Origin of the sequence: Acinetobacter sp. P1(2025) (genome assembly GCF_051390655.1) — a bacterium.
Taxonomy (GTDB): Bacteria; Pseudomonadota; Gammaproteobacteria; order Pseudomonadales; family Moraxellaceae; genus Acinetobacter; species Acinetobacter junii.
Genome location: NZ_JBPKBJ010000085.1, coordinates 1 through 13,600, shown reverse-complemented (window position 1 = coordinate 13,600; position 13,600 = coordinate 1). Strand labels below are relative to the sequence as shown.

14 protein-coding genes and 3 pseudogenes are annotated in these 13,600 nt (G+C 38.1%); 5 read left to right on the top strand and 12 right to left on the bottom strand.

Annotation, left to right across the window (positions count from 1 at the left end; translation table 11 throughout):
• Positions 1 to 108: 108 nt before the first annotated feature.
• Positions 109 to 198: pseudogene (locus tag ACSC97_RS15815) on the top strand (AAA family ATPase); the annotation flags it as partial.
• 26 nt (positions 199 to 224) lie between these two features.
• Here the strand turns inward: ACSC97_RS15815 and ACSC97_RS15810 are convergent.
• The 5 genes from ACSC97_RS15810 to ACSC97_RS15790 all read right to left on the bottom strand — a co-directional run bounded on the left by ACSC97_RS15810 (position 225) and on the right by ACSC97_RS15790 (position 3,737).
• Positions 225 to 725: an alcohol dehydrogenase catalytic domain-containing protein gene (locus tag ACSC97_RS15810; RefSeq protein ID WP_016165169.1), complete on the bottom strand. Its 501-nt coding sequence runs from the start codon at positions 723 to 725 to the stop codon at positions 225 to 227.
• Between the two features lie 18 nt (positions 726 to 743).
• Positions 744 to 1,826: a flavin monoamine oxidase family protein gene (locus ACSC97_RS15805; RefSeq protein WP_016165170.1), complete on the bottom strand. Its 1,083-nt coding sequence runs from the start codon at positions 1,824 to 1,826 to the stop codon at positions 744 to 746.
• Complete coding sequence (locus tag ACSC97_RS15800; RefSeq protein WP_016165171.1) at positions 1,823 to 2,506, bottom strand: cupin domain-containing protein; 684 nt, start codon at positions 2,504 to 2,506, stop codon at positions 1,823 to 1,825. Before ACSC97_RS15800 ends, ACSC97_RS15805 begins: the two co-directional genes overlap by 4 nt.
• Before the next feature lie 77 nt (positions 2,507 to 2,583).
• Positions 2,584 to 2,925 carry a carboxymuconolactone decarboxylase family protein gene (locus ACSC97_RS15795; RefSeq protein WP_016165172.1) on the bottom strand — a complete coding sequence of 114 codons (342 nt, stop codon included), beginning with the start codon at positions 2,923 to 2,925 and terminating at the stop codon, positions 2,584 to 2,586.
• A gap of 41 nt (positions 2,926 to 2,966) precedes the next feature.
• Positions 2,967 to 3,737, bottom strand: coding sequence for an SDR family NAD(P)-dependent oxidoreductase (locus tag ACSC97_RS15790; RefSeq protein ID WP_436661880.1), 771 nt, complete (start codon positions 3,735 to 3,737; stop codon positions 2,967 to 2,969).
• Positions 3,738 to 3,877: 140 nt separating this feature from the next.
• Between ACSC97_RS15790 and gcvA the strand changes: the two genes are divergently transcribed.
• A complete protein-coding gene (gene gcvA / locus ACSC97_RS15785; protein ID WP_016165174.1) occupies positions 3,878 to 4,789 on the top strand; it encodes a transcriptional regulator GcvA in 912 nt (303 codons plus the stop codon).
• On the opposite strand, the gene ACSC97_RS15780 is transcribed toward gcvA, so the two are convergent.
• A complete protein-coding gene (locus ACSC97_RS15780) occupies positions 4,784 to 5,767 on the bottom strand; it encodes a sigma-54 interaction domain-containing protein (RefSeq protein WP_436661877.1) in 984 nt (327 codons plus the stop codon). The genes gcvA and ACSC97_RS15780 overlap by 6 nt on opposite strands.
• 183 nt (positions 5,768 to 5,950) lie before the next feature.
• Here ACSC97_RS15780 and ACSC97_RS15775 point away from each other — a divergent pair.
• Positions 5,951 to 6,124 (top strand): annotated as a pseudogene (locus ACSC97_RS15775) (hypothetical protein); the annotation flags it as partial.
• Positions 6,125 to 6,175: 51 nt separating this feature from the next.
• Here ACSC97_RS15775 and ACSC97_RS15770 read toward each other — a convergent pair.
• From ACSC97_RS15770 to ACSC97_RS15750, 5 genes and pseudogenes are all read right to left on the bottom strand, one after another.
• Complete coding sequence (locus ACSC97_RS15770) at positions 6,176 to 6,880, bottom strand: IS6-like element IS1008 family transposase (RefSeq protein WP_019383564.1); 705 nt, start codon at positions 6,878 to 6,880, stop codon at positions 6,176 to 6,178.
• The gene (locus tag ACSC97_RS15765; RefSeq protein WP_436661875.1) at positions 6,813 to 7,952 is read right to left on the bottom strand and encodes a hypothetical protein; all 1,140 of its coding nucleotides are present in this window, start codon (positions 7,950 to 7,952) and stop codon (positions 6,813 to 6,815) included. Before ACSC97_RS15765 ends, ACSC97_RS15770 begins: the two co-directional genes overlap by 68 nt.
• Positions 7,953 to 8,334: 382 nt before the next feature.
• A pseudogene (locus ACSC97_RS15760) lies at positions 8,335 to 8,484 on the bottom strand (HNH endonuclease); the annotation flags it as partial.
• The gene (locus ACSC97_RS15755; RefSeq protein WP_436661873.1) at positions 8,477 to 9,061 is read right to left on the bottom strand and encodes a class I SAM-dependent DNA methyltransferase; all 585 of its coding nucleotides are present in this window, start codon (positions 9,059 to 9,061) and stop codon (positions 8,477 to 8,479) included. The pseudogene ACSC97_RS15760 and the gene ACSC97_RS15755, both read right to left, overlap by 8 nt.
• Before the next feature lie 78 nt (positions 9,062 to 9,139).
• Positions 9,140 to 10,774: an HNH endonuclease gene (locus tag ACSC97_RS15750; protein WP_436661871.1), complete on the bottom strand. Its 1,635-nt coding sequence runs from the start codon at positions 10,772 to 10,774 to the stop codon at positions 9,140 to 9,142.
• Positions 10,775 to 11,370: 596 nt separating this feature from the next.
• Between ACSC97_RS15750 and ACSC97_RS15745 the strand changes: the two genes are divergently transcribed.
• Positions 11,371 to 12,120, top strand: coding sequence for a metallophosphoesterase family protein (locus ACSC97_RS15745; protein ID WP_019384237.1), 750 nt, complete (start codon positions 11,371 to 11,373; stop codon positions 12,118 to 12,120).
• Between the two features lie 99 nt (positions 12,121 to 12,219).
• Positions 12,220 to 12,402 (top strand): hypothetical protein, encoded by a 183-nt coding sequence (locus ACSC97_RS15740; RefSeq protein ID WP_019384236.1) that lies wholly within the window; start codon positions 12,220 to 12,222, stop codon positions 12,400 to 12,402.
• Positions 12,403 to 13,040: 638 nt separating this feature from the next.
• Here ACSC97_RS15740 and ACSC97_RS15735 read toward each other — a convergent pair.
• Positions 13,041 to 13,340 carry a hypothetical protein gene (locus ACSC97_RS15735; RefSeq protein WP_436661868.1) on the bottom strand — a complete coding sequence of 100 codons (300 nt, stop codon included), beginning with the start codon at positions 13,338 to 13,340 and terminating at the stop codon, positions 13,041 to 13,043.
• Positions 13,341 to 13,600 lie beyond the last annotated feature (260 nt).

The window sequence follows — 13,600 nt, the reverse complement described above, 5'->3', positions numbered from 1 at the left end:
GCTTCAACTTTAAATTCTGCGGTGTAAGTCTTCTGTTTCTTGCTCATGGTAAACTCCTGATGAGTGTCTATAGTTTACCAAGTTAAAACCTCCTGTTTTCTCAGCACACATCACTGTCATGTAGTACAAATATCGGGTGAGAGTTATCGTTTGAGGGATAAAAAAAGAATTGGGATTCAGCCCCAGGTTGAAACTTAATACGAGATCAAAGGGGTCAATTTTACTTAGCCATTTTTAAGGTAAAAGGGGTCAATTTTAGAATGCCGTTGACAAGCACACACCAAAGGTGCAGCTTCAACTGAACTTAGTTCATCAGGAATAGTCACTAATCCTGTTTCTTTGGCAAGTAGCATTTCTGCATAGCCACCATCATGGCTACTCCCCATAACAGGCTGGTTGTTGCAGAGATTAAATAAACCCTGACGACATTCAGCACAGTGATTGCAATGTCCGCCTAGGCGACTGACTCCAACTCGCTGACCAATTTTCCAATAGGATGAGGAATCTGCAATAGCAATAATCCGCCCAACCACTTCATGACCTGGCACACGGGGATATTGAAAATCAGGATTGCTACTTTCGACTGTGGTGGCATCTGCACCACAGATGCCACAGGCTTCCACCGCAATCAGAACCTCACCTACCTGTGGTGTGGGAATATTTCGTTCAACCATTTCCAGTTTACCAAACTGGCTTACCTGTACGGCTTTATAAGTCTTTTGCATAAATATGCCTATTGAATTTTATAAGAGTTGTTGAATACGCTGAACACCAATCTGAGCAGCATCTATCGCCCCTGCTAAATAGCCTGAATAGTGCTGTGACCATTCGCTAGCAATGCCAATGATACGGTTATGCCAAATTTGGTCATTCGGGGTATTTTCAGGTGCTACTCCATGAGAGACAGCAGGGTTTTTCCAGTCATCTTCAGTGGCGGTAAAATTGTCTGCTGACCAGTCTTTGATATATTCATATTCAGGGGTTGCAGCTTCTGAACCAAACAGGCGAACCAGTTGTGCCCGACAATGTGCCATCAAGTCTGCCTCACTGACTTTTTTACGAACGCTTGCAGGAATACCCAGAAAACCAAATAAGGCGGCATGACCATTGGATGTAGACGCATCGTGAATTTCACCCATAGGGCCAACATGGCTACTGGCTTGACCAGACAAGCCCTGTTTTCTCCAAAAAGCTTCAGGATAAACTGCCACATACTTGGCATGGGGAGCCATCCATGTCGCAGTGTGTTTCCACTGGCTCAGTAATGCAGGGGGCAAGGCTGGAGAGAATAAAATGTGTTGAGCAGTTAGACGAGGTGCAAGCGCAATTAGGATATAATCTGCTTCAATAATTGTTTCATCACCCGCCTGATTCTGAGTGGTTAAATGAAGTGGTGCTTGTTCTTGTTGAGTAATATGAGTGACCTGTTGTTGAGTCATAATTTTTTGTGCAGGAATTTGTTGGGCTAAGCCATGAATCAGGCTGCTCATTCCACCCTCAAGGCGAATCGAGGGTGTCGATGCCCAAGGACTTGATAACTGTACAGGGGGTATTCCTCTTTGCTTTTCAAAGACCAACTTACCCTTTTCAAACTGTTCGGAAAACGTCAATTCCAATTGATGTACCAGTCGCATTAGATCAGGATTGAGGTCAGGCCAGATCCATGTTGCACCTAAATCAAATCCTCGCTCTGAATAGACACGTCCTCCTAAACGCTCTCTCGCTTCCAGTACAACATAGTCGGTGATTTTAGCTTGCTCCAGTAAATAGGCAGCATAAAGGCCACTTAATCCTGCGCCAATAATGGCAATCTTGGTCTGTATCATGACTGCTGCTCCATAAATTTTTGGGCAGAGGAAAGATGGCCTGTTTTTACATACAGCATTGCGCCTATTTCACTTGCATAAAAACTATGGCTACTTTGAAGTGGTAAACGAATCCATGAACCTGTGGGATAACACTCTCCATTTGCAATCAATTCACCCTGTACAATTAAAAGTTCTATCCCATTTAAACTATGTTCATCAAAACTCTGATGTGGTTTAAGTTTTTCGAGATAGGTATGTTCATCATGCGAGAGGTATAAGGGACAAATCAGACGCTGACCAAGTGTTTGCCAGTTTTCAGGATAATGAGTATTGATACGCACAGTCTCAGTATTAGTCTTGGACATTTGCATGAGTTTGACAAAAATCAGTGTGCCATCTTCACTGGATGGAGTATGTTTTGAACCATCTGGATTGCGTAAATACCAGCCTGCTGGATAATGCTGATCATTATTTTCAGTGAATGTTCCTGAAAGCACCAAAATTTCTTCACCCAATGGATGCTGATGCTCTGGAAAAATGGTGTGTGGTGTATAACGAACCAAACTCGTGGCACGGGCAGTTTCATCTCCAACCCGATCCAGCATAACTCTTTCAACTTCACCACGAGGAGACTTGACCCATTGATAGTCGTTGGGTTTAACCACAGCCATTTGGGAAAAATCAGCGTTAATTAACATGCTTTGTCTCATCCATTCAAAAAGGCAAATATCCTATTGACCTGATGCAGATCAATAGGAGGAAGAATTTAAAAATGTTATTGCTGACTTACGCTATCTACTGCTTCTAAAACACGGGCTGAATAAGTCAGGGCAGCACCAGCATTTAATGCAATTGCCACAGAAAGAGCTTCTGCAATTTCTTCACGGCTCACACCTAGTTCAATCGCTTTTTTAGAATGAACGGCAATACATGCATCACAACGTGTCGTTACAGCGACTGCCAGAGCAATCAATTCATGGGTTTTGGCATCCAGTTTTCCCATCTTGCCAATACTTGGCTCAAGTGAACCAATGGCTTTCATTACATCTGGCGCAAGTTGAGCATATTCACCCACACGTTGTAATAAAGAATCACGATAATTATTCCAGTCTTGCATATTAAATCTCACTTAGCTAAAAGGTTAAAAATAGGTATAAATTAATGACCAGCCATTACACCACCATCAACAGGTAGAATGGTTCCTGTAATCCATGCTGCATTTGTTGAGGCAAGGAATAAAATCGCTTCTGCAACATCGGCAGGCTGACCGTTACGACCTAATGGATGGAACGAGTTAAAAGATGGAAGTGCTTCTTTCACTTGATCATCTGTCATAAATGTGTTGTACACAGGTGTTTCAACTACAGCAGGAGCAACGGTATTAATACGGATATTCACCTCTGCAAGTTCAATTGCTAAGTTATGAGTTAATGCATGTACACCAGCATTCGCAGCAGAATAGGCAGAAGATGGCGTTGCTTTAACTGCCTGTAATGCCCATAACGAACCTGTTTGAACAATTGCACCGCCACCACGTAACTGCATGGCTTTTGCGGCAGCCTGAGCCATGAAAAACTTGCCTTTTAAGATGATGTCTAGAAATCCGTCATATTCAGATTCAGAGACTTCCAGAAATGGTGTAGGCGCAAAAATGCCAGCATTGTTAATCAGGATATCAACCCCACCAAATTCTGCGGTGGTGAAATCAACAAGTTGTTGTGAAGTTATTGGGGATGCAATGTCCGCAGCAAAATAACGGATATGCTCACCTGTGGCATCAATATCCTGAGCAGCCTGTTTTAACTTATCTTCATTACGTCCAGTAATGACAACATTTGCACCTTCTTTCACTAAGCGAGTGGCAACCTCTTTACCAATACCTGAACCACCACCTGTTACAATCGCTACTTTCAAAGAAAATCTATTCATGACTATGCCATCCTCTATCAATTTTGAGTTTTTCCCTGACATATCTATTCTGTATGTCATTTGCATGGATTGATTTTATGATTCATGTCCTATATAAACAAATGAGATAATCTTGTGATGATTAATAGAAAATCTTTAGAATGAAAACTCCTGTATATCTCAACGCATTAAGAGCTTTTGAGGCTAGTGCCAGACATCAAAGTTTTTCGGCTGCTGCTGATGAACTAAATGTTACCCCTGCGGCAGTAGGACAACTGGTTAAAAGTCTAGAAGATTATCTCGGCATGACCTTGTTTCAGCGGAGTACAGGAGGTAAAGCCAGACTGGTAGCAACTGAAGCGGCATTGTTGGCATTACCTGATATTCGTGCAGGATTCGACAGGCTGATATTTGGACTGGAAAAATTACAGGCTCAAACCTCAACAGGGGTTTTAACTGTTGCCATCAGTCCTGCTTTTGCAGCGAAATGGCTGTTACCAAGAATTGATACTTTTCAACAAGCTTATCCTGAGATTGATATTCGACTGGATACCAATTTAAAGCCTGTGGATTTTGGACGTCATGGTATTGATATTGCAGTGCGATATGGACAAGGCAACTGGTCAGGATTGGTTGCAGAGAAGTTAATGGATGAGGAGGTATTTCCTGTTTGTTCGCCTGCGTTTTATCAGAAGTATCAGCTACAATTACAAGATCCTAAGAGTTTATTAAATCTACCATTAATCCATGATTTAACAATGGATGCCCATTCAGGGTTTACGACTTGGGATACATGGTTACAGTACAATCAGATTAGTGATGAACCGACCCAACGAGGTTTAAAAATCAATAATTCGGCTGCGGTTTTACAGGCAGCCATAGACGGACATGGCGTGGCATTGGCCAGAAGTGTCATGGCAGCAGATGATTTAAAAACGGGGCGATTGATACGATTATATCCTGATATGCAATGTTCATCTGTATTGGCGTATTACATGGTGTATCGGGAAGAATGTCAGAATATGCCGAAACTGGTGGCATTTAAGACATGGCTGACGGAAGCACAACTATAAATTAAACAACTTTCGATAACGCCATAATGTAGTTCGGCTGATATTAAGGGCTTGAGCTGTTAAAGCGAAGTCATATTGATATTTGACTAACATCTTTTGCACTGTATCTTTGTTTAGCTTTCCCTTTTGTGGTGATGGCTCTAATGAATTGATGCATTCACTGTGGTATAGGGTATGACTGATTTCATCGGGTAAATCCATGACTTCAATATGAGATTGACCATTTGCCATCGTCAGTGCATAGAGCAGCGTATTTTTAAGTTCTCGTACATTGCCAGGCCAGTCATAATTTATCAATACTTCGATTGCCTGTTGTGTAAGTCTAGGTGTGGTGTTTAAACTTTCCTGTTGTTCTTTTAAAATTGCTTCGGCAATGAGGGGAATATCCTGTTTACGCTCACGTAAAGGCGGTATAAAAATAGGAATCACCCGTAAGCGATAGAGTAAATCCTGTCGAAAATGCCCCAGTCGAGCTTCTTCTCTCAATGCCCGATGGGTTGCAGTAATAATACGCGCATCAGATTTAATGGATTTTTCCCCACCCATTGGAGTAAATTCACCTGTTTCCAGAATACGCAATAACTTGGCTTGTAATTCCAGTGGAATTTCGGCAATTTCATCCAAAAATAATGTGCCACCTGCTGCACGTTCAAATACGCCTTTATGTTCTCTAATTGCCCCTGTAAATGCCCCTTTAACATGTCCAAACAGTTCACTCTCCAGAATATTGGCATTGAGTGCAGCACAGTTAATGGCAATAAAAACCTCATTCTTACGCTGACTGTAATGGTGAATGGCTTGGGCAACCAACTCTTTACCGCTACCAGATTCTCCACGAACCAAAACAGGAAATTCAGTCACCGCTACTTTTTCAATAATTGAATACATATGCCGCATTTCTTTGGAGCAACTATGAAATTTTTGACTTAATTCGAGTTGTATAGGGCTGCATTCGATTTCTTGTGGCTGATGTTTCATATGTTATTTCAGTTGTTGCAACATGTGAAACAAATTATGAAACAAAAATAAGTTGTTTGAAATACCAAAATAAATAAAACGAATATATTTAATTGATTTTACTGTATATAAAATTAAAAGATAAAATTGGCATTGTATTTGCAAAATTAGAATATAAGTTGATTTGATTCGAGAAAAATACCTATGATATTTCATCAATTCTTTGAACAGGAAAGTTCGACCTATACCTATTTACTCGCCTGTGAGGATACACAGCAAGCGATATTGATTGACCCTGTGGCTTCCGAGATTGGGCATTATGCCAAGCTCTTGGCAGCAAAGAACTTAACTCTGGCATATAGCTTAGATACCCATGTGGCACTGTTGCAAATAGAGATTTGAGTCGATGATGTTCCCTTTAAAAAGTACTTAGAGACCGAAAACCCTGTTGATTAGACACACTTCACCCTGAGGCTGACCATAATAAAATGACGATGCTTGTCCTTTACGTAGTGCACGCATGACTTCAATACCTTTAATTGTGGCATAAGCAGTCTTCATAGATTTAAATCCTAATGTGGCCCTGATGATTCGCTTTAACTTACCATGATCACATTCAATGACATTATTTTTATACTTAATCTGCCTGTGCTCAATATCTACTGGACATTTTCCTTCTCGCTTTAATCGTGATAAAGCATGGCCATAGGTCGCTGCTTTATCTGTATTGATGACCCGTGGAATTTGCCATTTTTTCACCGTATTGAAGATCTTTCCTAGAAAACTATAGGCTGATTTACTGTTCCGTCTAGCGGAAAGGTAAAAGTCAATCGTATGCCCCCGTTGATCAACTGCACGATACAGGTAAGTCCATCGCCCCTTCACTTTGATATAAGTCTCATCCATATGCCATGAATGTAAATCTGTAGGATTACGCCAATACCAGCGTAACCGTTTTTCTATTTCAGGAGCATAACGTTGAACCCAACGGTAAATAGTCGTGTGATCAACATTCACACCCCGTTCGGCCAGCATTTCCTGTAGTTCACGATAGCTAATGCCATATTTACAATACCAGCGCACAGCCCAAAGAATGATTTCGCCCTGAAAATGCCGACCATGGAAAGGATTCATATGCTGCACCTTTAGCTAAAACAGTCTTCAGCTTACCATTCGTGGTTATTTGCAACAGTGCCGCTAGTAATGCATTAAAATCAACTTTACCTACAGCGCCGTAGATAGCACCAAAATCAATGCCATAGTCTTTAATGGCTTCAGTCGTTTCATCATTCCAAGGTGCAATTCGATCACCGAAAATCTCAAAAAAAGCGACTGCTTTACGGATATAAGAAACAGCAGCTTCACGTTTAAATTCATTTCGTTCATTCTGCTCAATGTGATCAGCAATGATCTCCATTATTTTAAAGCAATTTCGGATACGTGCTCGTGGTAGTGCTTTAGTTTCTACAAAATGAAGTAAATTTTGGATGTCGTTATTTTCAACTGAACATTCAGCATCAAGAATTTCCTCCATACGTTCAGCAACCTCTAATGGCATCTTTTCGCCAGCTGAGTAGGACTGTTTCACGATGGCTTTAATAGCATCACGAACTTCTTTCACCCATTTAGGTTTGCTGAGTTCTTCCGTTACAGTAAACAGTCGCAATTCGCCATCTTTTGCTTTTAAGTCGCTTGTATATTGCAAAGAAGCTACTTTAGATTGCCCTTTGACTTGCATAGGATATTGAGAATTTTTGGCAATCACTGGATCAGAATTTTTGAGATCGCCTAAGAATTGGTTGAGAGAATTCAGTGCCATACCTGTCGGAGCATTTTGAAGTACTTGCTGAACAATTTCAGACATCGCTTGGTCTAAATCACGATAAGTCTGGGCAGTTTTAGCTTCAGATTCCTTATCAAATAAAGTGCTTATTCTGAGTTTTGAATCTTCAGGTAATAATTGAATATCTTTGATGATGTTATAAATTGGCTTTGAATCGTTTTTAGTCCCGATCTGCTTAAATACTGCAGACACAAAAGCGGTGGCATCAAAATGCAAATTATGAGAAGGCCCATAATAATTGAAGAAATGATCTGACTGATGGTTTTTAAGAGTCCCCACCATAGCTTTTAATAAAGGGGAAAGAATTATTTTAGGTGCGAGTGTACTTAGTTCAGTACTAGAACCATTGTTATTTAATTGCATTAAGTTTTATCCATGACAAAGTTGGCACTAAGAGGTATTTTTATATTTATTAAATATCAAAATCCTCTGTCTGAACTTTGATCATATTTTTTTTAATTAAGAATGTAAATATAAGTTATTTAGAGATTTCTTAAATCGCCACACATATCTTGATATTATGGGAGTAATTAAATCATATTGATAACCATAATTTTCTATATAACTTGTACAGTAAAATGACTTCATAAACAGACGCGGATTAAAAACCATGGAATCCCCGGTAGCCTATAAATAACCGAAGTTATAAGTAGAGGTTAAGCAGCCATTAAAGGTGATCTTCCTTTGTTAGCTTGGTGTGGTCTTTCATGATTCGAATGCCACACCCAATCAGTTATGTAATCCTTGTGTCCTGCCATTTTTCAATAGCTAATCGTTTGAGAATAATCAATAGTGCAAATTTATAATGACTACTAAAACTCTCCGACTATAGAACCAGTTGGATATTTTTTAGGAATTTCAATTTTTTTTGAGCTGTAAGAATAAAATCAGGCATGTTTTTCCCAAAGTACATTCAGCCATTTTTCTTGTCGATCAGGTCGCTGATCTACTGTAATCCACTGTTTTAATACCCTAACCCCATTCAACTGGTCTAACAATTCCTGAGCCTGCTCCTCATTTAAGTCAGTAAACGCCCTACCGCCTTTTACTCTATCTGCTGTTCCATATTTAAAAGACATATAGCACACACCGCCACGGCGTAACGCAGCATGAATACGTTTTAAAACATCAGGGAGTCTATTACGAGCACAATGTAGTAAAGAGGCACATGCCCATACCCCATCATAAACATCGTGCATATCAAGCTCATAAAAACTTTGCTGCTGTACAGCGATACCAGTCAGTTGGCTCGCTCGTTCGACCAATACTTCAGAATAGTCGATAGCATCAACTTGATAGCCTTTATTTTCAAAAGCCAAACTGTCACGCCCTGAGCCACAGCCTAAATCCAGGATGCGTGCTGAATCTGGCAACTCAGCTAAAAATGGTTGGTATAGGCTTTCCATATCCACATACAACGTGGCTTGTAAAAATTGATCTGCGTATTGGTTGTAATAGTCTATTGTTTTCATATTGGTTGCTTAGGCTAAATACTAACCCCAGTCTACTAAAAAACAAAAAAATAAGGGAGCATTTGCTCCATTATCTTTTTAGTCAAATAAATCTGCTCTTACTTCTTCCAAAGCACGATCTGACTTAAAACGATTACATATCGGGTGAATAATTGCTCCATTTTCTAAGACACCGTAACCACCTTCTGCTTTCGATTCACGATGATCTACTTCAGTCGATTCAAGGTATAAAGCACTATCACATACTTCGCAATAGCTCCAAGTTTTCCTTTCCTCACGTTGATACAGGTTTCTTTTGGCCGCTAGTGAAAAATTTAGAGGTTTTTTCTTCTTTGATGATCTTACTGATTGCACAAAGCTCACAACATCATCAACAATACTCTCATCATAATCACCACCAAAACGGTCAAGGTAAAAATCATTAAAATTAATATAATCAAATGATTGACTCATCGAAAGAATGACGGTGTTCAAACAAACTTCATCTTCAAAATCTAAATCCATATTCAGTCCAATACAGATAAAGGCCTGATACACGTTCTTCAATCGCTCATGTGATTTGATTCCGCTACCAAACTTACCGACAGTTTCTTTAATCGCCACAGGAATTTTTTCAATTAAACTTTCAACACCACGGCGTGCTCGAGTAAATCCAATAAAATCTATCTTTTTATTCTGTATTTCAAAACAGTCTTTTTCAATTTCACAGACGATAGAGAACCAGGCCAAAAAGGATGTCACTTGAAAACGATTATCTTTATAAAAATATAGTTTTGGGTGTAAGCCCAAACTTGGAATCCGAATACTAATTGGTGGTGTAGCGATACGACACAGCACAACTCTAAGTTTTAGCATTAAATTTTCTACACGCTGACCTTGGTCTATATTCACAGTATTCTGACTAGTATCACCAAACATGATATTCAGGAGTTCATTGACCAAGCCGATTTTTTTACCGTGTGTTAAATCTGGCTCTAAAAGTATTATCTTAAAAAGATGATCATGAATTTGCTCACCCAAAGTGATCACTTCATTTATCCGCTCGTAATTCAGTTCAGCCAAGTTGGATTTATTATCGTTTATATAACAACACGCATAAATCACATAAAAAGCATCACTTCCCCTATTTTGTAAATGATATTCTTCATCTGGATCTAATCGTTTCGTATCCGAATTGATTGAACAAAAGGCTTTTCGAGCTTCCTCAGGTGTCCCAATGACTTCAATAAAATTAATTTTGGTTGATTTTAATTTTTGCTGAAACTCAGAATCGCTACATAACTCTTGAAAATCAGCTAATCCACCTAATCGATTACGAATCTGACGAATATCTCGTTTTTGTGGTGCCGTGAATTTTGGGGCTCCTATTACTTGCTCATCAATAAAGTATCTTTTAATCCAAGCATAAATAATTGAAATCCTGTGCCCACCATCAATAATATAAATATTGCCAGCGGCATCTTTCCAATAGCGAACGCATAAATTGACATTACGATCATTCAAACAATCTAGAATGAACTCCTTAATTTCAGTATGGCTCCAACACTCTGTGGAGCGTTGATTGTCTGCTTTATATAGTTTTTCTAGAATCTCATGGTTGGCGAAGTCATAAAGTGATATTTCAAAGTTATGGTGCAGATTTGAGTGCGACATTTCGTCAAGCACCATCATTTTTCTTTGAATAATATTGGTTAAAAGCTTAGTACGGGCCATTTTATTTTCTCTAGGCAATACTTCTCTATATCTCGTAAAATTACGAAATTTATAAAAGTAGAATTAATTAAACATGACGAAAATTTATTTCGAAAATTTTATTCTTTAAGAACAGAAGAAATAGCTTTGAGAAAATAAGGGATATTATAGAAAGTGTTCATGTCTAGTTCCTGTAGTAATTAATTACAAACAAGCTTCCAACTTTTCCACGAGATGGAGGCAAGCCAAACAGGGGTGGAAATACCGTACTACAGAAGACGGCCAGTCATAGACTGCCCTGCTTGGCCTACCATTACGATAGACTAAACATAGTTAACGCAAAAAAACGCCAAAGCGGTTTACTGCTTCTGTAGTAAATTCAGGTTTCCACGCCTGGTCACAGATTTTGCTGTAACATCTTTATCTTATGTGCATAAATTCAATTGGTCAAATTTTATGATTAATATTTGATCAATTGATTCAAAAATAATTACCTATATTTTTAGAGGCTTAAGAATACAGATGAGTATCTTATAATTTCTAATATTTAGTTGATGTAAACTTATTCGAATGAAGATGTATATATTTGAACGGCGTATTTTAATAAGGGAAGTAGATTGAAACTGCAAATTTTATCGGATACTCACAATTCTAAATATTCAATATCAGAGCAAGCTGATGTCATTATTCATGCTGGCGATTTTTCTAATCGCTTAAGTGGTGCAATTGAGTTTGCCGAAAAATGTAAATCTCTGAATAAAAAATTTATCTTTGTTTTAGGTAATCATGATTACTACAGCTCTAACTACAATTCAATCGTAGATTTCTTGAAAGAAAATTACCCTAAAAATTCACTACTTGATGATAACCATATCAAAATACGAGATAAAATATTTGTTGGCGGCACATTATTTACGAACTTCCGCTCCAATTCCCCACTTACATCTCCTAGCGTACTTTTACAGTCTCAAAAAGATGCTGAACAATCGATTTATGATTTTGATCAAATCATGATTGGCAGTGAGCATCGAACGATAACTGCTAATGACTACATTGAACTATTTAAAAAATATCATCAAAATATTATGCAATTTAAGGATAAAGATAATGTGATTGTCATTACACACTTCCCGCCTCATTTAGCTTGTCTTGATCCATATTGGGGTACGCATCCTGTTGCATCAGCCCTCAATCCCTATTTTATTAATGACCTAGATGTAAAAGGCTTCAAACTTTGGATTTCTGGACATACCCACACATCAGTGGATACTATAGTCGACGGATGTAGATTAGTAATCAATCCTTTAGGTTATCCACAGGAGCAGGGAAAAAATGGATTTAGAGAAAATTTGATCATCGAAGTTTAAGTTGTCATACTTGAGTTGAACCAATCTAAATCAACTCTAATATCAAAATTCCTGTAGAACTGATGATTTAGATTCTTCGCCATGAATTAGGAGAAACTCATGTCAATTCATTTAGATTCAGAAAATGATAGAAGGAATAAACTTTCAGAACAAATGCTTAAAGATCTACTCGAGATCAATAAACTTCAAGGTAATTCCATTAAAAAAATGAAAGCAGATCAAAATGGTGTCTTTTACGTGGAACAAGAAATATCCATTGAGCAGTTCCTAAAGACACTCTGAGCTTCTCTCACTAAGATCACATCATAACTTTTAATGTTAATTTAAAAACTTAACCAAATTGTATCACCTGTAGTTGCATACATAGTCTCAGACGTTTGTTTTAAGATGTCACACTCATCAATTTCTATTGATAAATCATCACACAGAGTATGATCACTATCTTTAATAGAAATTTCATGCGACTGAATGACTACAGCATGTTGAATCAGTTAAATTTTATCTTGCCTTAAAAGTTGCACACCACGGTAGCTAGCACGCATTTGATTTAATTCTTGAAGATGTCTTTCATTTGTAGTCATTATTACCTTTCTCGACATTAATTTTTTCCTTGATTTTTATCTGAAATTAAGATTAATAAATTATGACATAAATTAAAATTGAGTAATGATCCCGCAATACTTCATTAAAATCACAGCGATCAAATAAAAATAAAACAATGTCATAAAAATCAATCCTCTAAAAACTCCATGACATCTTTACCAGTTCTTACGATTTTCATAGGAGGTTGATTAGTTGCGTTTAGTATAGACCTGAGCTCGTCACACTTTATTATTTCATCTTACTAATTTTTTGCTGCGGATTTAGCGAATATTTTCGCATTATCTTTAGAAATAATTTGATCTACCATAATATGAACCTCACTTTACAAATTTTTCAAGATCTTGCTCTTCAACACGCTGATATGAAGACGAACTATTAATTAAAGAATACCCTCTTCTGAGTGCCAATTCTTTATTAATTTCTTGCTCAGCTATACTTGTCTCGCCGTGACTTTTTATGTATTCAGCGCGTTTTTGTATAAATGCTCGCTCACGCTCTCGAACGTTGGAATTCACCGCTGTATTTTCTACTGGGCGAGTAGCTACATAATTATAGCTAATCACTCCGAAAAGTACGATTAAAAAGAAACTGAGTTGCTTCTTTACACTTCTAGCCACAAATCATCCTTTTATATCCAGTTCAGACTGAAGTTATCGTGTACTCACACTAATAAATTTAAAAATTAGAATGGATAAGACACTATAAGGGTTAATCACTCATCTCTAGGATTGAAATCTTTAAATGCATCAGCATTGCTAGCAAATTGAACCGTACCGGGTTTGTCGGAGAGTCAATATTCTGAGAGACTATCCCGATGACAAAATTAAAATATACCCCTGAAATCAGAGAAAGAGCGGTTCAATTATTGATTGAATCT

Excerpts from the sequence above, each read along its gene's own strand:
- ACSC97_RS15810 (WP_016165169.1), bottom strand. The coding sequence starts at position 725 with ATGCAAAAGACTTATAAAGCCGTACAGGTAAGCCAGTTTGGTAAACTG.
- ACSC97_RS15805 (WP_016165170.1), bottom strand. The coding sequence starts at position 1,826 with ATGATACAGACCAAGATTGCCATTATTGGCGCAGGATTAAGTGGCCTT.
- ACSC97_RS15800 (WP_016165171.1), bottom strand. The coding sequence starts at position 2,506 with ATGTTAATTAACGCTGATTTTTCCCAAATGGCTGTGGTTAAACCCAAC.
- ACSC97_RS15795 (WP_016165172.1), bottom strand. The coding sequence starts at position 2,925 with ATGCAAGACTGGAATAATTATCGTGATTCTTTATTACAACGTGTGGGT.
- ACSC97_RS15790 (WP_436661880.1), bottom strand. The coding sequence starts at position 3,737 with ATGAATAGATTTTCTTTGAAAGTAGCGATTGTAACAGGTGGTGGTTCA.
- gcvA (WP_016165174.1), top strand. The coding sequence starts at position 3,878 with ATGAAAACTCCTGTATATCTCAACGCATTAAGAGCTTTTGAGGCTAGT.
- ACSC97_RS15780 (WP_436661877.1), bottom strand. The coding sequence starts at position 5,767 with ATGAAACATCAGCCACAAGAAATCGAATGCAGCCCTATACAACTCGAA.
- ACSC97_RS15770 (WP_019383564.1), bottom strand. The coding sequence starts at position 6,880 with ATGAATCCTTTCCATGGTCGGCATTTTCAGGGCGAAATCATTCTTTGG.
- ACSC97_RS15765 (WP_436661875.1), bottom strand. The coding sequence starts at position 7,952 with ATGCAATTAAATAACAATGGTTCTAGTACTGAACTAAGTACACTCGCA.
- ACSC97_RS15755 (WP_436661873.1), bottom strand. The coding sequence starts at position 9,061 with ATGAAAACAATAGACTATTACAACCAATACGCAGATCAATTTTTACAA.
- ACSC97_RS15750 (WP_436661871.1), bottom strand. The coding sequence starts at position 10,774 with ATGGCCCGTACTAAGCTTTTAACCAATATTATTCAAAGAAAAATGATG.
- ACSC97_RS15740 (WP_019384236.1), top strand. The coding sequence starts at position 12,220 with ATGTCAATTCATTTAGATTCAGAAAATGATAGAAGGAATAAACTTTCA.